Source organism: Pseudodesulfovibrio indicus (genome assembly GCF_001563225.1).
Lineage (GTDB): Bacteria > Desulfobacterota > Desulfovibrionia > Desulfovibrionales > Desulfovibrionaceae > Pseudodesulfovibrio > Pseudodesulfovibrio indicus.
In genome coordinates this window covers 860,002-883,778 of sequence record NZ_CP014206.1, presented here as the reverse complement: position 1 = coordinate 883,778, position 23,777 = coordinate 860,002, and the positions used below count along the sequence as shown (strand labels likewise).

Sequence of the window (23,777 nt, the reverse complement as noted above, 5' to 3'; positions counted from 1 at the left end):
AATAATTATTCTTGATTTGTTTCAACGACAGGGGTATGCACCTTTCAAGGTTGAGCTTTTTGAAAATAGTTTGAGGTATGTTATGGCAATATCCACAAGGGGGTTTGTATGGATGTGCTGATGCTTTCACGGCTGCAATTCGCTGCGGCCACCATGTTCCACTTCATTTTCGTACCGCTGACGCTGGGGCTTTCGGTCCTCATCGCCTGCATGGAGACGGCCTATGTCCGGACCGGCAACGAGGTTTACCGGAAAATGGCCAAATTCTGGGGCAAGATATTCCTCGTGAACTTCGCCTTGGGCGTGGTCACCGGCATCACCCTGGAATTCCAGTTCGGCACCAACTGGTCCCGGTACTCGGCCTACGTGGGTGACATCTTCGGTTCGCTCCTGGCCATCGAGGCCACGGCCGCGTTCTTCCTGGAGTCCACCTTCATCGGCGTCTGGCACTTCGGCTGGGACAAGCTCTCGCCCAAGGCCCACGCCATCACCGCCTGGCTGGTGGCCGGCGCGTCCAACCTGTCCGCGGTCTGGATTCTCATCGCCAACGGCTTCATGCAGAATCCCGTGGGCTACACCCTGCGCAACGGCAGGGCCGAGCTGACCGACTTCTTCGCGGTCATCACCAACAAATACGCGTGGCTGGAGTTCTTCCACGTGATCCCGGCGTCCCTGCTGCTGGCGGGCTTCTTCATCGTCGGCATCTCCGCCTGGCACCTGCTGCGCAAGAGCAACACCGAGTTCTTCCAGAAGTCCTTCAACCTGGGCATCTCCATCGCCCTGGTCTTCTCCGTGGTCACCGCGGTGGAAGGCCACATCCACGGCAACAACCTGTCCGACACCCAGCCCGCCAAGCTGGCGGCCATGGAATCCCACTGGGAGACCCAGCGGCAGGCGCCCATGTACCTGCTGGTCATCCCGGGCGAGGACGGCAACGCCCTCCAGGCCCTGCCCCTGCCCGGCGTGCTGAGCTTCCTGGCCTACAACGACTTCAACGCCGAAGTGAAGGGCCTCAACGACATTCCCAAGGAGGACAGGCCCCCCGTGGTCCTGAGCTTCCTCTCCTTCCGCCTCATGGTCGGCCTGGGCACCCTGTTCCCGCTGCTGGCCGCGTTCGGCTGGGTCATGCGCAACAAGCTGGACAAGTTCCCGCTCTACCTCAAGGCCATGCCCTACGTGATCCCGCTGCCCTACATCGCCATCTGGGCGGGCTGGACCCTGACCGAGGTGGGCCGCCAGCCGTGGATCGTTTACGGGCTGATGCGCACCAGCGACGCCGTGTCTCCGGTCGGAGCCGGGGAAGTGGGCTTCACCCTGGTGCTGATGACCGTGCTCTACGCCCTGCTCGGCGCCGTCGGCATCTGGCTGATGGTCAAGCTGGCCAAGAAGGGTCCCGAGGACCACACCCCGATCCAGGTCTAACTCAGCGAATAAAGGAGAAAATCTATGGAAACTTTGATGGAAACCGGTTCGCTGCACTACTACCTGGCGATGATTTGGTTCATCCTCTGGGGCGTGCTCTGGGCCGTATACTTCATTCTCGACGGCTTTGACCTGGGCGTGGGCACCCTGCTCCCGTTCCTGGCCAAAAACGAGACGGACAAGCGCGCCATCCTCAACTCCACCGGCCCCTTCTGGGACGGCAACGAGGTCTGGCTGATCGCGGCCGGCGGCGTGACCTTCGCCGCCTTCCCCTATGCCTACGCGCAGATGTTCAGCGGCCTTTACATGGCCCTGATGCTGCTCCTGTTCACCCTGATCGTGCGCGGCGTCTCCTTCGAGTTCCGCTCCAAGGTGGAGAGCGAGAGCTGGAAGAAAATCTGGGACACCGCCCACGCGCTCTGTTCCTTCCTGCCCGCCCTGCTGCTCGGCGTGGCCTTCGGCAACATCTTCCAGGGCATCCCCCTGGACGAGACCGGGTTCTCCCAGGCCGGACTGTTCGGCCTGCTCAACCCCTACGGCATCGCGGGCGGCATCCTGTTCGTGACCATCTTCATGATGCACGGCGCGCTCTGGCTGTGCATCCGCACCACGGGCGAGCTCAAGGCCCGGGCCGAGCGGATGGCCACCAAGCTGTGGCCCGGCGTGGTCGTGCTCACGGTCCTGTTCCTGGCCTACACCGCCGTGGCCACCCAGCTGTTCAGCAACTACATGGTCTACCCGATCCTGTTCGTCATCCTGCTCCTGCCGGTGGCCGGGCTGGTGCTCATGCGCACCTACCTCGGCGCGGGCAAGTACTGGATGGCCTGGGCGTCCAGCTGCCTGTACATCGCGGGCACGGCCCTGTTCGGCGTGGTCGGCATCTTCCCGGCGCTGATCCCGTCCAACCCGAACCCGGCCAACAGCCTGACCATCATGAACTCCGCGTCCAGCCCCCTGACGCTCCAGATCATGCTCGGCGTGGCCCTGGTGTTCGTTCCCATCGTCATCGCGTACCAGTTCTGGGTCTACAAGACCCTGGCCACGCCCCTGACCGAGGACGACCTCCACTACTAGGCCCAACCCGGAAGACTGACCAAGCCCGGCCCGGCATCCGCCCGGCCGGGCTTTTTCACGCCCGCCGTATTCCCCCGGCCCCGCGACTCCCTCGCCGCGCCCTGTCCGCCACGCCGCCATTTTCGCCAATTTGTTTTGTCAAGATTGACAATACCCGCTTTTTCTCGGAAAATGTTTTATCAAGATTAACAAATGAGGGTTATTCATGGATCGGTATGAACATGCGGACCTGCCTGCGCAGGGGTGGGTGAGTCTGGTGGCGCGGGCGGACGGCTTCCTCCGGCTGCCCCTGCCTTTGGCCGGGGAGTCGGTCCCGGCGGGGTTCCCGTCGCCCGCCGACGAATACATGGAACGGCGGCTCGACCTGAACGAGTACCTGGTGGCCCGTCCGGAGGCGACCTATTTCGTGCGCGTGTCCGGCGACTCCATGCTCGGCGCGTCCATCCACCACGGCGACATCCTGGTGGTGGACCGCTCCCTGGCCCCTCGGCCCGGCAACGTGGTCATCGCCCAGGTGGACGGCGAGTTCACGGTGAAACGGCTGCGCAAGACCCCGTCCGGGCTTGAGCTGGCCCCGGAGAACCCGGACTACGCGGTCATCCCCCTGACCGAGGAGACCGACTTCCAGGTCTGGGGCGTTGTCCTCCACGTGGTCCATAAGGTGTGACCTTCGGGCGGGAGAGCCGCTGTCGGATGCCTGCGGCATCCGATTCGCTCCAGGGGGGCGTTTTGGAATGGGGAACGGGAGGATTTCATGACCAGGCAATATGCGCTGATCGACTGCAACAATTTCTACGCCTCCTGCGAGCGGGCGTTCCGGCCGGAGCTGGTCGGCAGGCCGGTGGTGGTCTTGTCGAACAACGACGGGTGCGTGATCGCGCGCTCGGCCGAGGCCAAGGAGCTGGGCATCGAGATGGGAACGCCCTATTTCAAGTGCCGGGCCATGCTGGAGCGACGCGGCGTGGCCGTGTTCTCGTCCAACTACGCCCTGTACGGCGACCTGTCCGCGCGGGTCATGCAGGTGCTGACGCGCTTCTGCCCGTCGGTGGAGGTCTATTCCATCGACGAGGCATTCTGCGACCTGACCGGCGTGCCCGGCGGGGCCGAGGCCTATTCCCGGCGGCTGCGGGCCACGGTGCTCGCCTGGACCGGCATCCCGGTGTCCGTGGGCATCGGCCGGACCAAGACCCTGGCCAAGCTCGCCAACCGGTTCGCCAAGAAGCAGCCACGCAGCCGGGGGGTGTTCGACCTGGCCGCCAGCCCGGACCCGGACCGCGTGCTGCGCTGGACCGACATCGGCGACGTCTGGGGCATCGGCCCGAAGCACGCCAAGCGGCTGCGCGCCATGGGCGTGGCCAACGCACTCCAGTTCCGCGAGCTCGACCGCGACTGGGTGCAGAAGAAGATGACCGTGACCGGGCTGCACACCCTGCTGGAGCTGCGCGGCCTCCCCTGCATCGGCTTCTCCGCCGGGCCGCAGGACAAGAAGACCATCGTCTCGTCGCGCTCCTTCGGCCATCCCGTGACCCTGCGCGAGGACATGCTGGAGGCCGTGTCCCAGTACACCACCCGCGCGGCCGAGAAGCTGCGCCGCCAGCGGTCCGTGACCTCGTCCATCATGGTCTTTCTCCAGACCAACTCCTTCAGGCTCGGCCAGCCGCAGTATTCCAACGCCCTGTCCGTGCCGCTGGTGGTGGCCACCGCGCACACGCCCACGCTGATCCGGGCCGCCAGGGCGGGCATGGAGCGGATCTTCCGCGACGGCTACCAGTACAAGAAGTGCGGGGTCATGCTGGCCGGGCTGGAGCCGGAACAGGGCCGGTGGCTCAATCTTCTGGCCCTGCCCCCGGCCCACCGCCCAAGCGACGAACCGCTCATGCGCACGGTGGACGCCCTGAACAACCGCTGGGGCCGCGACACCGTGTCCTTCGCGGCCTCGGGCATCAAGCGCGGCTGGCGCATGAAACGGGAGATGCGCTCCCCCGGTACACCACGGTCTGGGACGAGCTCCTGACCGTGCAGGCCCGGTAGCCGGGGTGCGATCCGGGACGGGAAGGACGGGCGTACCGCGCCTTCGCCGCCCCGGACCGCGGGGGTTATTGACTGATGAAAAGCAAAAGGAAAGGAACCATGTGCCGCTTCCCCGAATTCCGACCCCGCGAAGCGGCATCAAGAAATTTCGGAAGGGAGAAGGGGTTGGGGGTCCAGGGGGGAAGGGGAAGAGGGAACGCCCTTTTCAACGGGTTTCCCTCTTCCCCTTCCCCCCTGGCGCGCCGCAGGCGCGTCCCGTCGGCCTAATCCAGGGAGACTTCGTCCCCCGCGCCCAGGACCAGGTCCGGCTGGGAGGCCATGGCGGTCCGGCTGAGGCTGAGCGGCCGGGAGTGCCGGGGCTGGGCCTCCAGGAAGGCCATGCGCCGCAGCTCCAACCGCTCGAACTGGACGCGACGCTGGCCGAGAAGGTTCTCGATGCGCTTGCGCCGGGATTCCGCGGACAGGGACATGTCCGCCGGGGTCCCGGGATCGGCGGCCGCCGTCACGTCCGCCTCGGCGACCATGACCGGCGCTTCCGGCCCGGCGGGCTCGGACTGGAGGTAGGCGGGCAGTTCGAACGCCTCGCCGCTGACCACGGCGTCGTACTTGTCTCCGATGACCTTGTCCGGGGTCTTGTCGTTGGCGGCGTACTCATAGGTGAACTCGCCGAGAGTGTACGCGGCGGACACGATCTGCAACGGCGGAAAGGCGATGCCTCCCGCGGTCAGGAGCGGCGAAACAACGGCGCAGCCGGGCAACGCCCCGGCCAGGAAAACCAGCAGAGAAATGGTCGAGACCGCCTTCAGGGAAAGGGTCCGTGCAACCTTTTTCATGGACACTCCAGTAGCAACGTACTGTCCACGCATGCCCCCCAGGCTTGGTAACACGCCGACACCATAAACCATTTTTTCTCGCCAGACAATATTTTCAAAACATTTTGGCAGGTTGGAAACGAACACGTCCGCCTGCCGGGAATTGAAGAATGATTTCAAGAGATTGTCTAGAAAAGCCAGGTGGCGGAAAACGGGCGAAAACGGGCGACAACGAAAAAAAGATGGCCCGGAATCATTGGCAAAACCATTTTTTCCCGGGCCAGAGGCTTCTTTACCTGGGCCAGGCAAAGAGGTATTTGACGGGGCGTATGGAACAGGAACAGCCCACGAACCGGAATCCGTCCAGGCTGGCGGCGGTGCCCCTGGCGGTGGCGTGCGCGGCGGTGCCTCTCGGCAGCCTGCTCGCCCGCTTCACCGGGCCGGGCCACGAAGTCTCGGCATTCCTGCCCTGGCTGCTGCTGGCGGCCCTGGGCACGGTCCGGGCCATCCTGTTCCGGCGGTCCGGATCGCGGCTGCGGCCGAAGCTCTTCCTGGAGCTGGCCCTGTTCGCCGGGCTGGCCTGGCTGATCGGTGTCCGGCACCGCGAACTCCTCTACCAATTGAGCTGGCTGGCCGACCTGACGCCCGAACTGGCCCCGGCGATCATGCTCGGCTTCTGCGGGCTGTGGGCCATTACCTTCGGGCTGCCCGACCGGGCGGATTTCCAGCGCTACGGCGCGATCCTGGGACTTTTGTGCATCGCGGACCTGGCCGTGGAGGGATTCATCTACCGGGCCGCGCCCCCGGTGCGCTGGATCGGGGACATGGACCTGCTGGCCGGGTTGCTGCTGGCCTGCCTCTGCGCCGGACTGAAGCCGGGCCTGCCGGAAGGCGGGCGATACGAGCCCGACCAGGGCCGGACCGTGTACCGCGCCCTGATCCTGGCCGGGATCATGGCCACCCTGTCCCGCACCGGCCTGTTCGGGGCCGGGTGGATATATCTCTGCTTCGGGCGGGGTTCCCGCCTGATCAGGACGGCGGTCGCGCTGGCCTGCTTCGGGCTGCTGGGGTCCTCCTTCCTGCTGCCCATGACCCCGGCGGACCTGGCCCGCTACGTGGACTACTGGCTGTGGGCCAAGTCCCTGGCCCTGTTCACGGCCGACCCGCTGGTGCTGCTCACCGGCCTGCCCGCCGACCAGGCCCTGCCGTTCACCTTCCCGCCGGAGATGATCCCGGTCTGGGACCGGGTCATGGACTCGCCCGCCCTGTTCGGCGCGCACCTGTCCCAAGTCCCGTCCTTCTGGCTGCGGGGCGTGCTCGGCTGGGGACTGCTCCGCCGCCCGCCGCGTTCCTGATCGGCCTGTTCATCCTGCTCTTTCGGCGGCTGACGCGCATGGGCGCGGGCCTGGCCGCCACGATCTTCGTCCAGGGCATGTCCACGCCGCTGCTTTACGACCCGTCCACGGGCGCGGTGGTCGGCCTGGCCCTGCTTCTGGCCCTTTCCGCTCCCGAACACGGCCCGAAGCCCGCCGCGACGCCGCGAACCGAGACGGAAACCCCAACCCCGACAGAGGCGGACCCGGCCCGCGAGTGGGACCTGCGTCCCCTCTAGCCCCGCCAGGCGAGAACCCCATGACCCATTTTTCCGACACCGGACCGATCCTGATCACCTGCCCCCTGGAAATTCCCCGCTACCTGAAGGGGGAGCTCGAAGGCCTGGGCTTTGCCGCCGCCGAGCCCCTGGACGCGGGCGTGGAGGTGCGCGGCACCCTTGACGACTGCATGCGGCTGAACCTCTGGGTGCGCACCGGCCACCGGGTGCTCTTCGAGCTGAAGCGGTTCCGGGCCTTCGACGGGGACGAGCTGTACCGCGAGATCAAGGAGCTGCCGTGGGAGGAATACATCCCCCGGGACGGCTACTTCCGCGTGGACGCCGCCATCCGCGACACCACGGTCAACGACTCCCGGTTCGCCGGGCTGCGGGTCAAGGACGCGGTGGCCGACCGGTTCTCCGAGAAATTCGGCTCCCGCCCGGACTCCGGGCCGGAGACGAGCGGGGTCTGCCTGTTCCTGTACTGGCGCGAGAACCGGGCGACCATCTACCTGGACACCACGGGCGACCCGCTGCCCCGGCGGGGCTACCGCAAGCGGCCCCACAAGGCCCCCATGCAGGAAACCCTGGCCGCGGCCTGCATTCTGGCTTCGGGCTGGCCGGAGCTGGCCCGCAGGGGCGGCCACTTCATCGCCCCCATGTGCGGGGCCGGGACCCTGGCCATCGAGGCCGCGCTCATGGCCATGAACGGCGCGCCCGGCCTGCTGCGCGACGACTTCGCCTTCAAGAAGATCATCGGCTTCGACCCGGCCCGCTGGGACGACCTGGTGGGCGAGGCCGAGGACGCGGAGATCCCGGAGATCAAGGGGCGGATCATCGCCACGGACCACGACCCGGCGGCCATCGAGGCGGCCCGGGACAACGCGCGGCTGGCCGGGGTGGGCGACTTCATCGAGTTCGCGGTCTGCGACTTCACGCAGACCGAGGTCCCGGCCGGGCCGGGCGTGGTCATGCTCAACCCGGAGTACGGCATGCGGCTCGGCGACATCGAAATGCTGCGCGCGGTCTACAGAGGGATCGGCGACTTCTTCAAGCAGCAATGCGGCGGCAAGGCCGGGTTCATCTTCACCGGCAACAGCGAGCTGGCCAAGTCCGTGGGGCTGCGCACCAAGCGGCGGCGCATCTTCTGGAACGCCAAGATCGAATGCCGGCTCCTGGAATACGAACTGTACGAGGGAACCCGGAAGGGGGACTGACCTATTCACCTTCGCCGATGGGGGGCATCGGGAAATCCCGCACCCCCGGGGTTGAAAAATACGACCGGGAGGCGTAAATCCTGCCGACCATGAAGCAATCACTTTCCTACACCTATTTCCTGCTGGTGGTCAGCATGCTGCTGTGGGGCGGGACCTGGGTGGCCGGGCGGGTGCTGGCCCAGTCCATGCACCCCATGTCCGCCGCCTTCCTGCGCTTCGCCCTGGCCTCCGTGATCCTGTTGTTCATGTGCTGGCGGGCCGACGGGCACCTGCCCCGGCTCAAGGCGAACCAGGTGCTGCCCGTGGCCTTTTTGGGCGGCACCGGCGTGTTCGCCTACAGCTATTTCTTCTTCACCGGGCTCCAGACCATCGCCGCCGGGCGCGCCGCGCTCATCGTGGCCTGCATCCCGGTATGCATCGCTGTGCTTTCCGCCATACTCTACCGCGAACGGTTCGGCCCGCTGCGGGTGGTCGGCACCCTGATCTCCCTGGTGGGCGTGTCCGTGGTCATCGCCGACGGCAATCCCCTGGCCCTGCTGGCGGGGGGCGTGAACCCGGGCGATTACATGATCCTCGGCTGCGTGGCCAGCTGGACCGCCTACACCCTGGGCGGACGCTCGGTGATGAAGACCCTGCCGCCGCTCAACTCCGTGGCCTGGTCGAGCTTCATGGGCACGCTGATGCTCCTGCCCGCGGCGCTATCCGGCGGGCTGGCGGGCGACGTGACCGCGGCCCGGCCCGTGGACTGGCTGTGCGTGATCTTCCTCGGCTTCCTGGCCACGGCCCTGGCCTATTTCTGGTACTACCGGGCCATCTCGGTCATCGGCGCATCGCGCGCGGGCATCTTCATCAACACGGTCCCGGTCTTCGCGGTGGTCCTCGGCTTCCTGCTCCTGGGCGAGCCCATCCACCTCTCCCTGGCCCTGGGCGGATTGATGGTCATCTCCGGCGTGTACCTGACCAACCGGCCCTGACCCAGCCATTGCAAAGCGCCCCCTCCGGGCGCATACTCCCCGCAAGGCCAAGGAGGTCCCATGGAAAAACGGCTTGAACGGCTGGAGAGTCTCATCGCCCTCCAGGACCGGACCATAGAGAAACTGAGCGACCAGCTCTACGAACAGCAGAAGCGGATCGACGGGCTGGAGCGATTGGCGGAACGGATGGCCGGGAAGCTCCGCACGCTGGGCGAGCAGGTGGACGCAAGCGGCCCCCTGGACGTGCCCCCGCCCCACTACAACGGCTAGGAGAGACCATGACCACGGCACGGGAGATCATCGACCGTCTCGGCCTGATCCCGCACCCCGAGGAGGGAGGCTGGTTCCTGGAGACCCACCGCGCGGACGAGTCCCTGGCGCGCGAGACGCTGCCGGGCCGCTACGACGGACCGCGCGTCTTCGGCACGGCCATCTTCTACCTGCTCACCCCGGACACATACTCCCACCTGCACCGGCTGGCGTCCGACGAGATTTTCCACTTCTATGCGGGCGGTCCCTGCGAGATGCTCCACCTCCACCCGGACGGCAGGGGCGAGACCGTGCTCTTCGGCGGCGATCTCCTGGCCGGGCAACGGCCCCAGGTAGTGGTCCCCAAACACGTCTGGCAGGGCATGCGGCTGCTGCCGGGCGCGGAGTTCGCGCTCATGGGGTGCACCGTGGCCCCCGGCTTCGAGTACGCGGACTACGTTCACGGCGACCGCGCGCAACTGACCGCCGACTATCCCGATTTCCGGGACCTCATCGAGATTCTGACCGCTCCCTAGAATAAAGAAGAGGGGGGTGCGCCCCCGAAGGAACGCACCCCGTGGGATGGGGAAGGTAGAGGGGATTTGAAAATCTCTGAAATCTACGCCTCCGGGATTGCCGGCCAGGACACGAACTCCGGGAACCCCACCTGCTGGGGAATGTCCCTGAGTTCCTGCCGGTACGCCGCCCAGGCCGCCTTCTCCGTCTCGTCCAGCGGGCAGTCCGCCAGTTGGGTCCAGTCGCTCAGGGCCAGCCGCAGGTCGCGCAGATCGCGCACCTCGCCGGCCAGGGCCGCCGTCTTCGCGCCCTCGTCCACCTCGGCGACGATCACCACCTCACGGTAAATGTGGTCCGCGTCCTTGACCCATTCGGTTCCGTAGGTGGTGTACGGCTCCCGCTCAAGCGGCACGGCGCGGTTATAGCCGAGCGCGTCAAGCGCGGCGTAGCCATCGGGCCGTGCAAGAAGAGCGGCCGTCCTTACGCGGACGAGGCAGCCGCTCCCGTCGCTCAAGGTCCTCGCTTCCTCCACATGGCGGGGCAGCAGCACACGCTGTTCGGGGTCTCCGTCCTTGATCCAGACAAATGTTTCCATGACGTCCTCCTAGGAAGTCGGGGTTGAGGTTGATTGCGTGGCGGTCAGGTCCCAGTGTTGCCCGTTGCCCGATACGTCCTGGCCGAGACCGGCGGGCTTGTACCCAACCCACTTCGTGATGGGCGACCGAAAGGTCCCGGTCATGCTGAAGGCCGTGCCCTGGGTGATGTGATCTCCGGAGCGATACATCCCCTGACCGGCATTCGTGGTCATGGACACGGACCTGGCCGAATAGACGCCGAGATAGTGGCCGTACTGGTTGTTCGGGACGGTCTGGGCGAAGGGAACCGAATGCCATCCTGCGGAGGACGATATGCTCAGGCTCTTGACGTTGACGGGTACGCCGGTGAACGGCCCGGTCTTCCTGTAGATGCAGATCTCGGAATCATCAGTGCCGTATCCGGCGGCCGTGTAGACGGAGGCGCCGGTGACCACCGTTCCGGCCGGGATGATATTGGTGGCGTCCAGGAAGGTGGTGTCGCTGGAGGACGCGTTAAGCACGATGTCGCCTGTGTCCCAACCGCCGGATTTGGCGATTTGGCCCGTGGCGTTCGGGTCGGCGAAGTCGTACCACGCCTTGAGGTTGCCTACCCAGATGTCCATGGAAAGGGGGTCGCGCGGCATGCAGCCGCGACCCGAGCCATACACGAACTTGTCTGAAGCATGCGCTCCGTTCCATACGGTGACGTCTGCCCAGGCCGAATACACCGAGGTGCCGTACAGCTGGTTCAGAGTCCATTTGAAGTTGGTCAACGTCCCGTTGTACAGGTATTCGCCGAGGTCGGTCGACGACTCGTTGTTCACCGTGACGTACACATGGAAGTTGGCCGATCGCACAATCCGCAGATGCACCCATTCGGTTTCCCCCGTGGGCAGGACCCATGCGGAGATGGTGTACGGCATATCGGGCACGGTCGCTTCGCCGCCCGACGAAGCCGATATGATCGCCGAATACGAAATGAGATAATGCGACCCGCCGACGCTGGATTCGGAGAGAGTCAGGGACATGGCCGTTACTCCACGTTTTCCAGAGAGACGACGGTCTGTCGGCCCTGGAATATCTCCAGGACCACCCTGATCTCGGTCGCCGCAGGATCGGGGTCCGGGACCCCGGGGGCGAGCTTGAGAGCGGTCGCGAGGGACAGTTCGTGACCATTGGGATACACGTGAAACACCAGCGTGCCGGTCCATCCGTTCTGCAATGCGTACCCGGCCCCGAACGACATGTCGTTGAACGTGCTGTCGCCGGTCAGCGCCCATTTGATATGATTCTTGGTCACATTGAGCGACAACAGGTCCGTTCCCGTATGTACGTGCAAGCTGCTTCCGAACAGCGCTTGCAGGACGTCCGGCGTGTCCGCCCTGAGGATGTCCGGGTCGGCGGGCTCGGCGCCCATGGTCTCAAGGACCTCGGCGGGCTCGTCGCACCCGGCCACGGTCAGCCCGGCACCGCCGAATCCGAGATTGAAGAGCGCTTCGGTGGGGTTGTCGGCGCCGGTGCCGCCCAGATGCACGGCAACGGGCGTGACCACCGCCCCCAGGTCGGAGACCGCGTAGTTGCCCAGGTCGCCCGCCTCGCCGGTCCAGCCGATGAGCCTTCCGACTCTGGGTTCGGGCATATTCACGCCCGTCACGGCAGAGGAGATGCGGAAGGTCACGGCCCGGTCCAGCTTCTCGGCCAGGGCCTGGCAGATCATGGTCAGCTTGTCCAGGGCCGCCTCGTGGGTGGCCGCCGGAAAGGCGTCGTTCTCCACGTAGTCCACCTCCTGGACCATGGCCGGTTCGCGCCGGATGACCAGGGTCTGCCCCGGCTCGGGCACAGCGGTCATGACGCAGGTCCCCCCGGTCTGCTCGCCCGCCCCGGCCAGTTGGTAGTCGGTGCCTTCGGACTGGAGGTACTCCCCGTCTTCGGCGTCCACGAGCACGACTTCGATGTCCTCGTTGCGCAGGAACATGAACGGGACCGCGAAGGTCGCGGTGGAGCCGTTGCCGCCGTAGATCACTTTTGTTTCCGTCGATGCGATGGTCATGGCTTAGTCCCTCCCGTAGATGCTGGAGCCCAGGGACAGGATGGACCGGTCGCCGGTCCCGCCCCCGTTGATGCGCAGCATGTTGGCCCTGGTGCGGGCATCGCGCAGGGCGCTTTGAGCGTTCATCTCGCCCTCGAAGAGGGTGTCCTCCTCGTCCTCCGTATCCTTGATGCGGCCCGCGTCGCGGACCAGCGCCTTGGACCCGGACATGGCCAGGTTGGAGCCGCCCCACCGGGTGTTGCGCCCGGCGCGGCCCTTTTCCCGTTCTTCGCGCAGCTCTGCGGCGTCCTTGACCGCCCTGCGGCGGATGTCCTTGGCATCGCCTTCGGCGTCGGTCTCCAGCAGCCGGGCCTTGGCCTCGGCGATGCCGGAGGACCGCCCGTTGTCCGACAGGTCGCCGAAGGCGCCTGAAACGTCGTCGAACAGGTCCAGCCCCTGTTGCAGCACGGCCATGGGTTGAAAGAGTGCACTGGTTCCCATCTGTTTCTCCTTTAGGGTCTTTCTGTGTTGAGCGTTATTCGTTGACCACGACCTGCGGCACGATGAGCAGCACCGACATGGGCAGGGGTTGCTCCTGCACGATGGTCAGCAGGCCGTCGCGGTCCCATCCGTTGGGAAAATTCACGATCTTGTCGCCCCGGAACGGGCCGGGAGCCCGGCCCATGGGCGTGGCCGGGGAGCGGAAGTAGACCGGCTCCAGCCGGGTCTCGTCCGGGCCGATGCGCCCGCCCAGGGTGTCGTAAAACCGGGCGGCCACCTTGGTGATCCGCTTGCGCTTGGTCTGGGCCGTGCCGCGCTGGCTGCCGGAATCGAGCCGCATGGGCTGGAGCCGGGAGCGGTAGAGCAGCCCGGCGTGGACGATGGAGGCAGGGCGGTCCAGGGTCAGGGTTCCGTCCGGGGACACCCGCCGGTCGCTCTGCACCGCGCCGTCGGCCAGCACGGACACGGTCCGGCCCGCCAGGTGGGGGAGTATCTGCAGGGTGTCCGAGGGCGCGCCCTCCCAGGTCACGCCGCTGTCCACGTAGAAGGCGTTCTCGATGCGCCCGTCGAACTCCCCTTCCAGGTACTCGACGTACCGACGGGGACGGCCGTTGACCGTGCGCACGACCACCACCCACAGCTCGGTCGCGGTGCGGTCCGGGTCGTAGACCGAGGCGGCCTGCTCCACCACGCCGTCGGTCAGGATGCGCGACCAGGCGACCACCTCCTGATCCGGCACGTAGGTCAGGGCTACCAGCACGCCGTCGGACCGCACCCCGTAGAGGATGGAGTCCGGCTCCTGGACGTAGGCCAGGCCGGTCAGCCCGCCCTCGGTGATGTGCTCGGACAATATGGTCAGGTCCTTGGACACGTAGGCGTCGGACTCGAACCGATAGGACATCTCGCGGATCTTGCGGCCCGCGCGCTGGACGTAGAGGGTGGCGAAACCCACGGCCTCGGGCCGGGTGGAGGACGCGCCGGAGGTCCCCTCGTGGGTGGCCTTGACGTTCTCCGGGGTGAGCGGGTCGCCGGACGAACCGGTCAGGGTCCACTCCCCGCCCGCGGTGCCGATCCACAGGGAGCGGCGCGGGACCACGAACTCGATGGAGTTGGCCTGACGACCCGACAGGGTGACCTCGATGGCGTCGTCGTCCAGGGGAGCGTCCCCGGCCGCCGCGTCGGTGCGGTCCCCGACCTCGAAGCATTCCCAGGCGTTCCCGTTGAGCTGGCCGTAGGGGTTCCAGATGGCTTCGAGCTGGTTGATGCCGGGGCTGTCGGCAAACATCAGGGTCAGGTCCGCGCCGTCGGCCACGTAATTCTTCTTGCCCTTGTACCGGTAGTAGCGGGTGGTTCCGTCCGGGTGCTGACCCTTGAGGGCGTCGCGGGCCTCGAACCCGTCGCCGTCGAGCAGCTTCACGGTGTCCCCGGCCTTGCCGCTGCGCACCCCGTCGTTGTTGCTATCCTTGATCTCGCGGGTCTCCCACCCTTCCAGGGGGACCTCCCGCGTGCGCAGCCGGAAGTCCGTGAACTCGCCCGTGCGGGAGAGCCAGATGGTGGCGGGCTGCTTCGGGGTCCCGGCCAGGACCATGCGCTGCTCGTGAAAGCACACGGAGGAGGGATAGTTTCCGGTGGCCCACTCGTCGGGGCGGCCCTCGAACGACATGGTCACCAGGGACCAGTCGTTGTCCGCCACGCGGGTTATCTCGCGGACGGGGTGGCCCGGATGAACCAGGATGAGCGAGGAGTCCGTCTGGGCGTAGCGCAACTTGTCGAAATTGGCGGCGGTGTACGGGGTGCTCCGGACATACTCCGCCGCCCCGTTCATCACCGCCTTGTGCCGGGTGAAGACGCGCATGCGGCCCTGGCCCGCGTCGTTTTCGCTGAACTCCAGCACATAGGTCCGCTTGGCGCTGAATTCATAGGGAATGAGCAGCACCGGCCTGTCCGGGTTCAGGGCCTCGGCCGCGAACCGGAAGCCGGATCGCCGGGAGGTGCCGCCGTGCGGGTGAACGTGGAAATTCTCCAGGACCCGGCAGCCGTTGAAGTATTTGGAGAGGTCGGTTCTCCCCTCCAGCCGGGGGCTGATCTCCCCGGCGGTGAAGTTGGTGATGGCTGGAGTGGCTATGCTCATGTTCGTTCGGCTCCTTGTGTTTCGGGGACGCGCCCCGGGCTTGCGACGAGCATAGACCCGGTTTTCGGGCCGGGGAGCGATCGGCTGCCGAGCGGAGCCGAGAGGTAGGAAAATACAGCTTGACGGGTTTTCGCGCCCCCGCGCAGGAAAGACCGTTTATCCTGCGAATTCGGCAGGAAGCGACGTTCCTCCGCGGTCGGGGCAGCCCACGCCAAAGGCGGCCCGGGAACGATCGGCTATCGAATGGCTAGCGATCGGCAGGCAACGGCAAACAATGGGGGGGCCGGGAGGCGGCGGGAGAGAAACGGGCCGGAGCCGAAAAAGGCGAAAGCGCCTGTATTCCGGTCCGGGACTCGGAATACAGGCGCTTTTCACGCCGTATGTCGGCCGATCCTAGTTGGCCACGGCCAGCATGGAGGACCGCCCGTCCTTCTCCTTGTTCAGGCGGATGACCTGGGTGGTGAAGGTGGTCTCGTCCGGGACGCAGCCGGGGCAGCCCTCGGACAGGATCACGCACCGTTCATCCAGGGTGGACGGGTCGATCTTGGCCAGTTTGAGCAACTTCGTGGTCATGCCGCGCCGCCAGAGGACAGGCTGGCCGCAGCGGTGACATTCCACATACAAGAGTTCGGGATCGAATTTCCTGGTCATGATTTCAAGGTAAGCCTCGGGCCGGGGATTGGCAAGGGGCCGGGGGGTTATATCGATTATTATCCGGCCCGGCGGGGGAAACCGGACGCCCGCCGGACAGGGGTTGGCCTGGTGGCATCAAACTTGATACAGCCCCCTGAGCAGGCAAGAACTTCCCCACGCAAGAGAGCGCATTGTGAAAACGAAATACCTGATCATCGGCGCCGGTCCCACCGGCCTGGGCGCGGCCCACCGGCTCATGGAGCTGGGCGAGCACGATTTCCTGATCCTGGAGCGCAACCCCCACGCGGGCGGTCTGGCCGCCAGCTTCCGGGACGACAAGGGATTCACCTGGGACATCGGCGGACACGTGGTCTTTTCCCACTACGCGTATTTCGACGACCTCATGGACTCGCTGCTGGGCCTTGATCGGCTGGAGCACGAGCGCGAGTCCTGGGTCCGGTCCAACAGCACCTGGGTCCCCTACCCGTTCCAGAACAATATCCGCCATCTGCCGAAAGACGCGCGCTGGGAGTGCGTGGAGGGGTTGCTGCCGGGCAACCGGCCCGAGGCCCGGCCCGAGAATTTCGGCCAGTGGATAGAGACCGTGTTCGGCCCCGGCATCGCCCGACATTTCATGAACCCATACAACTTCAAGGTCTGGGCCACCCCGCCGGAGCTGATGCAGTACGGCTGGATAGGCGAGCGGGTCTCGGTGGTGGACCTGAAAAAGGTCCTGCGCAACATCATCCTGGAGCGCGACGATGTGGCCTGGGGGCCGAACAACACCTTCAAATTTCCGCTCCACGGCGGCACCGGCGAGATCTTCCGCCGACTGGCCGCGCGCATGGCCGACCGCATCGAGTACGGCCAGTCCGTGGCCGAAATCGACGCCGCCAAGCGCACCGCCACCACCGGGCAGGGGCTGACCGTGGAATACGGGACCCTGCTCAATACCGCGCCCCTGGACCTGCTGGCCGGGAAATGGCTCGTCCAGCGCGACGAAACCATGGTGGACGCGGCCTCCCGCCTGACCCACAACTCGGTCCACGTGGCCGGGATCGGCCTGGACGCTGCCGACGTCTCCGAACGCAACTCCCGGTGCTGGATGTATTTCCCGGAATCGGACTCGCCCTTCTACCGGGTGACCAATTTCCACAACTATTCGCCCAACAACGTCCCCCGGCCCGGCGAGCAGCTGGCCTTCATGTGCGAGACCTCCTTCTCGGCCCACAAGCCGGAAAAAGTGGATGAACTGATGGACCGCACGGTCCGGGGTCTGGTAAACTCCTCCCTGTTGCGCGGGGACCGGGTGGACGACATCCTGACCCGCTGGGAGATCGCCGTGGACTACGGCTATCCCGTGCCGTGCCTGGAACGCGACGGCGCGCTGCGCACCCTCCAGCCGAGGCTGGAATCCATGGGCATCCACTCCAGGGGCCGGTTTGGCGGCTGGAAGTACGAGGTCGCCAACATGGACCACTCGGTCATGCAGGGCGTGGAATGGGCCGAACGCATGGTGCAGGGCACACCCGAAAAAACCTACACCCTGGATTAGAACCATATGAACAACGAAGTCTTCCAGAAACGACGCGAGGAACTCAAGCGGGAGATGGACGCCCGCGACCTGCCCGCCATGCTCGTCTCCCTGGCCGCCAACCGGTATTACCTGAGCGGCTTCGAACTGCACGACGCCCAGTGCAACGAATCGTCCGGCTGGCTGGTCATCACCCCCGGCGACGACTACCTGTTCACCGATCCGCGCTACGTGGATGCGGCCAAAAAGGCCTGGGACGAAAAGAACATCTGCGTGTACGCGGCCAAGAAGCACAAGGAGATCGCCGAATTCCTGAAAGGGCGCGGCGTGGACGCCATGGGCTTCGAACCCAAGGCGTTGCACCTCTTCGACTACGACAAGCTGGCCGAGGACTTTGCCCTCACCCCCACCGAGAACATCGTGGAAAGCCTGCGGATCATCAAGGACGACGAGGAGATCCGGCGTATGGACGAATCCATGCGCCTGAACCACGAGCTGTTCGAGTACATCCAGCCCGAGCTTATCCCCGGCCGCACCGAACGCGAGATCGCCTGGCTGGTGGAGAAATTCTTCCGCGAACACGGAGCCGAAGGGCTGGCCTTCTCGACCATCGTGGGCGTCGGCCCCAACGCGGCCCTGCCCCACGCCATCCCCGGCGACACCAAGCTCCGTGAGAACGAGCTGGTGCTCATCGACACCGGCTGCCGCTACCTGGGCTACAACTCGGACCAGACCCGGACCTTCTGGGTGGGCGACACGCCGTCCGACCGGTTCCGCAAGACCATGGACCAGGTGCGCGCCGCCCAGCAGGCGGCCATCGACATCATCCGCCCCGGCCTGCCCTGCATCGAGGCCTACCGCGCCGCCTGGAAAGTCTTTGAAAAGGACGGCGTGGAAGCCATGTTCACCCACGGCCTGGGCCATGGCGTGGGCCTCGAAACCCACGAGCCGCCGTCCCTGTCCCGCGTGGGCCAGGGCGAACTCAAACCCGGCATGGTCGTCACCGTGGAACCCGGCCTCTACGACCCCGCCTGGGGCGGCATCCGCTGGGAATACCAGATCCTCGTCACCCAAGACGGCTGCCGCGTCATGTAACGCGCCCCGGCATAGACACAACAAAAGGTCCTCGCCCCGCGATTGCGGGGCGAGGACCTTTTTTCATGCCTCCGGCGGCCAGAGGAGGAAACTTTCGAGAAAGTTTCCCCCTCTGGACTCCCCCTTCAAAGCTTTTTATCGCCGCTTCGCGGGGCGGTTCACCGTACTTTCTCCTCGTGTCCCGTCTCTTGCCCCTTCCCTCCCCAAAATGGAGCGATTCGGGTGCTTCAGCACCCGACAGCGGCTCTCCCCCCCCCGCGCTCGGAAGAGGCTTGGGAGAGTGGTGTGGCTGTGCATTTTCTCCGGGCCCCGTTTGACCGCAGCGTAGCCTTCTACGTGAGGATCAAACGGGGCCCGGAAAAATGTGCAGACGCGCCGCTATCCCAAGCCGCCCCCCGTCAAACCCTCAATCTAGCGCCCACTTCGATGACTTGGGTGGAAGGAATGTTGAAGAAGTCGGCGGGGTCCATGCCGTTGCGGGAGAGGAACAGGAAGAGATTGGCACGCCAGCGGGCCATGGCCGGGTCTTCGCCGATGGACAGCTTTTCGCGGCCCAGGAAGAAGCTGGCGTTTTCCGGGTCCACGGTGACGCCCTGGTCGCGGCACAGGGCGAATACGGTACTCACCGTGGGTTCCTCCATGTACCCGAAGTGGGCGATGATCCGAAAGATGCCGGAACCGAGCCGTTCCAGTTCGATCTTCTCGAAGTTGGGCACGCGCGGCAAATCCTCGGTGCGGATGTTCAGGAAGACGACCTCGTTGTGCAGCACCCGGTTGTGGCGCAGGTTCTGGACCATGGCCATGGGTACGATGTTGTGGCTGCGGGTCAGGAACACGGCCTGGCCCGGGATGCGCGTGGGCGGGTCGGCGTGGATGTCGGCCAGGAACCGGTCCAGGGGCAGGGTCAGCCCCTGGGCGCGCTCGGCCAGTATCTCGTTGCCCCGCTCCCAGGTGAGCATCACGGCCAGCACGAGCAGGGCGATGACCAGCGGGAACCACGCGCCGTGGAGTATCTTGGTCATGTTCGCGGCGAAGAAGGAGAAGTCCACGGTGAAGAAGAGCGCGGTGAGCAGCCCGGCCACGGGCAGGGACCAGTTCCATCGCTTGCGCATGACCACGAAGAACAGGGTGGCGGTGACGAGCATGCTGGCGGTGACGGCCACGCCGTAGGCCGCGGCCAGCTTGCTGGACGAGCGGAACCCCAGGACCAGCCCCACGGTGCAGGCCATCAGCACCCAGTTGACCGGGGCCACGTAGATCTGCCCCTTGTGGGTGACCGAGGTATGGGTCACGCGCAGCCTCGGCAGGTAGCCGAGCTGCACGGCCTGGCTGGTCAGGGAGAACGCCCCGGTGATGACCGCCTGGGAGGCCACGATGGTGGCCAGGGTGGCCAGCACGACCATGGGGATGATGGCCCAGGAAGGCACGATGGCGTAAAACGGATGGTAGGCGTCCCCGGGATGGTTGAGCAGATGCGCGCCCTGGCCGAAATAGTTGAGCAACAGGGCGGGCAGGGCCACCAGGAACCAGGTCAGCCGGATGGGACGGCGGCCGAAATGGCCCAGGTCCGCGTAGATGGCCTCGGCCCCGGTGGCCACCAGGAAGACCGCGCCCAGGACCACGAACCCGTGCAGCCGGTTGTGGATCAGGAACTGCAGCCCGTGCCAGGGGTCGATGGCGATGAGCACGGACGGCTCGCGGACCACCTGGACCAGGCCGAGCAGCCCCAGGGCGGTCATCCAGACCAGGATGACCGGGCCGAACAGGCTGCCCACCCGCGCGGTGCCGTGCCGCTGGAGCAGGAACAGGCTGACCAGGATGACCAGGGTGATGTGCACGATGTACGGCTTGAACAGGGGCGTGATGTGGCCCAGCCCCTCCACTGCGCTGAGCACCGAGATGGCCGGGGTGATCATGCCGTCCCCGTAGAGCAGGCAGGCCGCGAACAGCCCGAGGATGACAAGGACCTTGGCCGGGCCGCGCAAGGGGCGCTTCCTGGGCTTCACCAGGGTGGTCAGGGCGAGCACTCCGCCCTCGCCGTCGTGGTCGGCCCGCAGGACCATGGCGAGGTATTTGAAGGAGACGATGAGCATCAGCGCCCAGAAGATCAGGGACAGGACCCCGAGCACGTTGGCCCCGGAGACCTCGATGCCGTACTCGCCGTGGAAGCATTCACGGATGGCGTAGAGCGGGCTGGTGCCGATGTCGCCGAAGACCACGCCCAGGGCCGCCAGGGACAGGGCGGCCAGCCGTTTGCCGGAGAGGTGCTCGGATGCGTCCATCAATGCTCCCGTGGGTTTGGGCGCGCCGCCGGGAGGAGGCGTCCGGGATACCATACCCTCATCCGTTCCCCGATGCCACCCCCGGACGCACCCGGCCGGGAATACGGGTCTTGACCAGCGGGCCACGCTCTGTCATCAATTTGAATGACGCAATGAAAACCGGGGGGTGGACATGAGCAGAAAAGTACGCAGCGTGCGGGTACCCAAGGAACTGGAGACCCTGAATCTTTCGGCGGTCATCGCGGAGTGCGAACGGCACCTGCGCGACATCGAGTCCGCCACCCTGCTCAAGCAGCAGGGCAACCAGGAGGCCGCCGAGGCGCTGGTCAAGACGCGCCAGGCAGACCTGGGCCGCAAGATCGGCAAGCTGGTCTGGGAGGCCCGCGTTCAATACGGAAAATCCAGAGAGGAATAGCATGGAACCGAAATCCGCCGCAGAATCCGAGGTGGTCATGACCCACCTCGTGCTGCCCCAGGACGCCAACCCCGCAGGGAACCTGCACGGCGGCGTCATACTCAAGCACATCGACACCGCGGGCGGCGTGGTGGCCAAACGCCACTCCCGCCGCAACACCGTGACCGTGTCCATCGACCGCATGTCATTCAGGCAGCCCGCCTACATGGGCGAGCTGCTCATCTTCAAGGCGAGCCTGAACCACGTGGGCCGCTCGTCCATGGAGATCGGCGTGCGCGTGGAGGCCGAAAACCTGCGCACCGGGGAAGTCCGCCACACCAACTCCGCCTACCTGACCTACGTGGCCCTGGGCGATGACGGCAAACCCACCCAGGTCCCGCCCCTGAAGCTCGAAACCGCGACCGCCGAACGGCGCTACAAGGAAGCCGAGCTGCGCCGCGAAATGCGCAAAAAGGAACGGGAAATAGAAGAAGGCAAACACGCCCACAAGACGCAGAGCTAGATTCACCTCCGGGCCTCCAGCCGTTGGCGAGTCTTCGAGCCTTACGGGTGAGGACAGCATCAATCGGCCAGAGGGGGAAACTTTCGAGAAAGTTTCCCCCTCTGGACTCCCCCTTCCCAAACTCTTTGTCGCCGCCTTCGGCGGGGCCCATCAACCCAATTTCCCCCTGGAACGCCTTTGAGGCGCAGCCTCAAACAGTGGCTCTCCTACCCCGAAATCCCGCCCGAAGGCCGCTCTTCCATCTCCCTTCGTTCCGCCAAGCGGCACGCAGCGAGCCCTGTTCTGGACGCCTAGAAGCCGACCGCGAAGGGGCGGCGGCTCCGCTCCCGTGGCCCGGAAGTTTGTCTTAAAAGGGGTGCTCTCGTGGAGGCACGGACGATACTTTTGATCGGATGGAGCCGCCCCGAGCGGATCGGATTCTCAGCGGCCAAACTTTGGGCGGGGTGCTACCCCCCAAAGCATTTTTCTTTGGTTCTTTCTTTTTTGCTTTGGAAAAAGAAAGAACCCCGCCGGGAGGGCTCCAAAAAAACATGGAGGAGCGACAGCGACGGCTCTCTTCTCTCTTCTCTTCCCACAAAAAAACTACTTCACCTTCACCCGCGTCCGCGACCCGATATAAATCCCCACCAACGCCAGCCCCACCCCGGAAAGCTCGACAACATCCACCGGCTTCCCGAAGAACAGGATATCCCACACAAAGGACAGCGTGGGTTGCAGCAGCAGCACCAGCCCCACCAGCGCCCCGCGCACGTTCTGAATGCCCCTGGTGATCAGGAACCACCCCACGGCATGGCAGGCCAGGGCCAGGGTCGAGATGGCCGCCAGGGACTTGAGCGTCGGCACCACGAAGGACTGGCCCTCGACCGCCCCGATGGCCCCCATGATCAGCCCGGTGAACAGGGCGGCGGCGGACGCCAGGACCAGGGAATCGGCCTTGTCCTTGGCCAGGGCGTACTTGAGCGAGAGCATGTACAGGGCGTAGAAGAACGCGGTCATCAACCCGAAGAACACGCCCATGCGGTAGTCGGCGGAGAACCCGGACCAACCCACGCCGACCATCAGGTACAGCCCGGCCAGGGCCAGGGGGATGGCCGCGTACATGCGCGGGGGCATGCGCTCCTTGAAGAACAGGGCCGAGACCACGGCCAGGGGGATGACCTGGAAGTTGCCGAGCATGGTGGACAGCCCCGGCCCGACATAGGCGATGGACCGGTGCCAGAAGATGAAGTCGCCGGCAAAGAAGATAGCGGCCACGAACCCCCACTTGAGCACGTTGGGGGTGAACAGCCTGAGCCTGCCCCGACTGGCGAGCACCAGGAGCATGGCCACCCCGCCGCCGGTCAGCCGGTAGAACCCGGTCACCTCCGGCGGCAGCCCGGCCAGGACCACCATGACCGAGGAGAAGCTGATGAGCACCGCTCCGATCAACAGCGCGGTCACGGGCGCACCACCTGGAGCCTGCGGCCGAGGCTGATGCCCGTCCGGTCCACGTCGGCCACATAGGGCCAGGCCTCGACCCCGGCGTCCAGGGCCTCGTAAAACAGCGTTGCATAGTCGGGGTCGATGAAATCCGCCGGGCCGAAGCAATGGCCGTCGGGCCGCTGCACCAGGAAGAACAGGGCCACGCGCGCCCCGGACCCGGCCAGGTCCATGAGCTCGCGGAGGTGCTTCTGGCCGCGCTCGGTCACGGCGTCGGGAAAGCGGGCCACGTCGTCCTCCACCAGGGTCACGTTCTTGCACTCCACCCACAGCTCGCCGCGTTCGCCGGTCAGGTGCGCGTCCAACCGGCTCTGGCCCACCTTGGCCTCTTTCCGGAAATGTTCGTAGCCGTCCAGCTCGGGTACGGCCCCGGCCTTCCAGGCGGCGTGCAGCATGCGGTTGGGGGTCAGGGTGTTGACCCCGACCATGCCCGGGCCCATTGACCCGGCCAGCTCAAGGGCTTCCAGGGTGTACTTGAGCTTGCGGTCCGGGTTGGCGGCGGGCGAGAGCAGGGCGGTGGACCCCGGCCTGAGCAGGCCGAGCATGGACCCGGTGTTGTTGGTGTGGGCCTTGAGGATCGCGCCCCGGTCCGGGCCGTCCAGGGCCTCGGCCTCCACCGTGAACCGCTTGATGCGGCGCACGAAGGCGGCGCTCCGGCAGGGCGCGGGAAAGGGGATGCGGGCGACGGGTCTGGACACGGTGTTTCCTCGAAGCA

Annotated in this window: 24 protein-coding genes; 14 read left to right on the top strand and 10 right to left on the bottom strand. The window is 65.8% G+C overall.

The annotated features are described in order from the left end of the window. Positions 1-108 precede the first annotated feature (108 nt). The 4 genes from AWY79_RS04115 to AWY79_RS04100 all read left to right on the top strand — a co-directional run bounded on the left by AWY79_RS04115 (position 109) and on the right by AWY79_RS04100 (position 4,510). Positions 109-1,422 (top strand): cytochrome ubiquinol oxidase subunit I, encoded by a 1,314-nt coding sequence (locus AWY79_RS04115; RefSeq protein WP_066800675.1) that lies wholly within the window; start codon positions 109-111, stop codon positions 1,420-1,422. 24 nt (positions 1,423-1,446) lie between these two features. Then, entirely contained in the window at positions 1,447-2,496 is a 1,050-nt protein-coding gene (gene cydB, locus AWY79_RS04110; protein WP_078063611.1) for a cytochrome d ubiquinol oxidase subunit II, read from the top strand. A 205-nt stretch (positions 2,497-2,701) separates the two neighbouring features. After that, a complete protein-coding gene (locus AWY79_RS04105; protein WP_078063610.1) occupies positions 2,702-3,163 on the top strand; it encodes a LexA family protein in 462 nt (153 codons plus the stop codon). Between the two features lie 87 nt (positions 3,164-3,250). Continuing rightward, complete coding sequence (locus tag AWY79_RS04100; protein WP_335343130.1) at positions 3,251-4,510, top strand: Y-family DNA polymerase; 1,260 nt, start codon at positions 3,251-3,253, stop codon at positions 4,508-4,510. 280 nt (positions 4,511-4,790) lie between these two features. Here AWY79_RS04100 and AWY79_RS04095 read toward each other — a convergent pair whose 3' ends face one another. Beyond that, complete coding sequence (locus tag AWY79_RS04095) at positions 4,791-5,360, bottom strand: hypothetical protein (protein ID WP_066800673.1); 570 nt, start codon at positions 5,358-5,360, stop codon at positions 4,791-4,793. Between the two features lie 308 nt (positions 5,361-5,668). Here AWY79_RS04095 and AWY79_RS04090 point away from each other — a divergent pair, with 308 nt between their 5' ends. The 6 genes from AWY79_RS04090 (at position 5,669) to AWY79_RS04065 (ending at position 9,906) form a co-directional block, all read left to right on the top strand. Further along, complete coding sequence (locus tag AWY79_RS04090) at positions 5,669-6,694, top strand: hypothetical protein (protein ID WP_066800671.1); 1,026 nt, start codon at positions 5,669-5,671, stop codon at positions 6,692-6,694. Between the two features lie 38 nt (positions 6,695-6,732). Next, positions 6,733-6,951 carry a hypothetical protein gene (locus AWY79_RS04085; RefSeq protein WP_066800669.1) on the top strand — a complete coding sequence of 73 codons (219 nt, stop codon included), beginning with the start codon at positions 6,733-6,735 and terminating at the stop codon, positions 6,949-6,951. A 20-nt stretch (positions 6,952-6,971) separates the two neighbouring features. Continuing rightward, complete coding sequence (locus AWY79_RS04080; protein ID WP_066800667.1) at positions 6,972-8,147, top strand: THUMP domain-containing class I SAM-dependent RNA methyltransferase; 1,176 nt, start codon at positions 6,972-6,974, stop codon at positions 8,145-8,147. A gap of 89 nt (positions 8,148-8,236) precedes the next feature. Beyond that, on the top strand, positions 8,237-9,121 hold the full coding sequence (locus AWY79_RS04075; protein WP_066800663.1) for a DMT family transporter: 885 nt from the start codon (positions 8,237-8,239) through the stop codon (positions 9,119-9,121). Between the two features lie 60 nt (positions 9,122-9,181). Next, positions 9,182-9,391 carry a SlyX family protein gene (locus tag AWY79_RS04070; protein ID WP_066800661.1) on the top strand — a complete coding sequence of 70 codons (210 nt, stop codon included), beginning with the start codon at positions 9,182-9,184 and terminating at the stop codon, positions 9,389-9,391. An 8-nt stretch (positions 9,392-9,399) separates the two neighbouring features. Further along, positions 9,400-9,906 carry a cupin domain-containing protein gene (locus AWY79_RS04065; protein WP_066800659.1) on the top strand — a complete coding sequence of 169 codons (507 nt, stop codon included), beginning with the start codon at positions 9,400-9,402 and terminating at the stop codon, positions 9,904-9,906. A gap of 83 nt (positions 9,907-9,989) precedes the next feature. On the opposite strand, the gene AWY79_RS19275 is transcribed toward AWY79_RS04065, so the two are convergent. The 6 genes from AWY79_RS19275 to AWY79_RS04035 all read right to left on the bottom strand — a co-directional run bounded on the left by AWY79_RS19275 (position 9,990) and on the right by AWY79_RS04035 (position 15,773). Continuing rightward, a complete protein-coding gene (locus tag AWY79_RS19275) occupies positions 9,990-10,298 on the bottom strand; it encodes a tail fiber assembly protein (RefSeq protein WP_233490996.1) in 309 nt (102 codons plus the stop codon). Positions 10,299-10,490: 192 nt separating this feature from the next. Continuing rightward, positions 10,491-11,384 carry a hypothetical protein gene (locus AWY79_RS04055; protein WP_158509855.1) on the bottom strand — a complete coding sequence of 298 codons (894 nt, stop codon included), beginning with the start codon at positions 11,382-11,384 and terminating at the stop codon, positions 10,491-10,493. A 110-nt stretch (positions 11,385-11,494) separates the two neighbouring features. Continuing rightward, positions 11,495-12,511, bottom strand: a complete 1,017-nt coding sequence (locus AWY79_RS04050) for a hypothetical protein (RefSeq protein WP_066800650.1) — start codon at positions 12,509-12,511, stop codon at positions 11,495-11,497. A gap of 3 nt (positions 12,512-12,514) precedes the next feature. Next, on the bottom strand, positions 12,515-12,991 hold the full coding sequence (locus AWY79_RS04045; protein WP_133987481.1) for a hypothetical protein: 477 nt from the start codon (positions 12,989-12,991) through the stop codon (positions 12,515-12,517). A gap of 34 nt (positions 12,992-13,025) precedes the next feature. After that, positions 13,026-15,122: a phage tail protein gene (locus tag AWY79_RS04040; protein ID WP_066800644.1), complete on the bottom strand. Its 2,097-nt coding sequence runs from the start codon at positions 15,120-15,122 to the stop codon at positions 13,026-13,028. A 393-nt stretch (positions 15,123-15,515) separates the two neighbouring features. After that, complete coding sequence (locus tag AWY79_RS04035) at positions 15,516-15,773, bottom strand: hypothetical protein (RefSeq protein WP_066800635.1); 258 nt, start codon at positions 15,771-15,773, stop codon at positions 15,516-15,518. Positions 15,774-15,948: 175 nt separating this feature from the next. Between AWY79_RS04035 and AWY79_RS04030 the strand changes: the two genes are divergently transcribed. Together AWY79_RS04030 and AWY79_RS04025 are read left to right on the top strand one after the other, a co-directional pair. Then, entirely contained in the window at positions 15,949-17,310 is a 1,362-nt protein-coding gene (locus AWY79_RS04030; RefSeq protein WP_066800632.1) for a protoporphyrinogen/coproporphyrinogen oxidase, read from the top strand. Between the two features lie 6 nt (positions 17,311-17,316). Then, complete coding sequence (locus AWY79_RS04025) at positions 17,317-18,384, top strand: M24 family metallopeptidase (protein WP_066800629.1); 1,068 nt, start codon at positions 17,317-17,319, stop codon at positions 18,382-18,384. Between the two features lie 398 nt (positions 18,385-18,782). Here AWY79_RS04025 and AWY79_RS04020 read toward each other — a convergent pair whose 3' ends face one another. Further along, a complete protein-coding gene (locus tag AWY79_RS04020) occupies positions 18,783-20,666 on the bottom strand; it encodes a potassium transporter Kup (RefSeq protein ID WP_066800626.1) in 1,884 nt (627 codons plus the stop codon). A gap of 172 nt (positions 20,667-20,838) precedes the next feature. Between AWY79_RS04020 and AWY79_RS04015 the strand changes: the two genes are divergently transcribed. Beyond that, on the top strand, positions 20,839-21,081 hold the full coding sequence (locus AWY79_RS04015; RefSeq protein ID WP_066806975.1) for a hypothetical protein: 243 nt from the start codon (positions 20,839-20,841) through the stop codon (positions 21,079-21,081). Position 21,082: 1 nt separating this feature from the next. Beyond that, positions 21,083-21,583, top strand: coding sequence for an acyl-CoA thioesterase (locus tag AWY79_RS04010; protein WP_066800623.1), 501 nt, complete (start codon positions 21,083-21,085; stop codon positions 21,581-21,583). A gap of 582 nt (positions 21,584-22,165) precedes the next feature. On the opposite strand, the gene AWY79_RS04005 is transcribed toward AWY79_RS04010, so the two are convergent. Further along, positions 22,166-23,023 (bottom strand): DMT family transporter, encoded by an 858-nt coding sequence (locus AWY79_RS04005; RefSeq protein ID WP_078063609.1) that lies wholly within the window; start codon positions 23,021-23,023, stop codon positions 22,166-22,168. Beyond that, complete coding sequence (sfsA, locus tag AWY79_RS04000) at positions 23,020-23,760, bottom strand: DNA/RNA nuclease SfsA (RefSeq protein ID WP_066800620.1); 741 nt, start codon at positions 23,758-23,760, stop codon at positions 23,020-23,022. Before sfsA ends, AWY79_RS04005 begins: the two co-directional genes overlap by 4 nt. Positions 23,761-23,777: the final 17 nt, after the last annotated feature.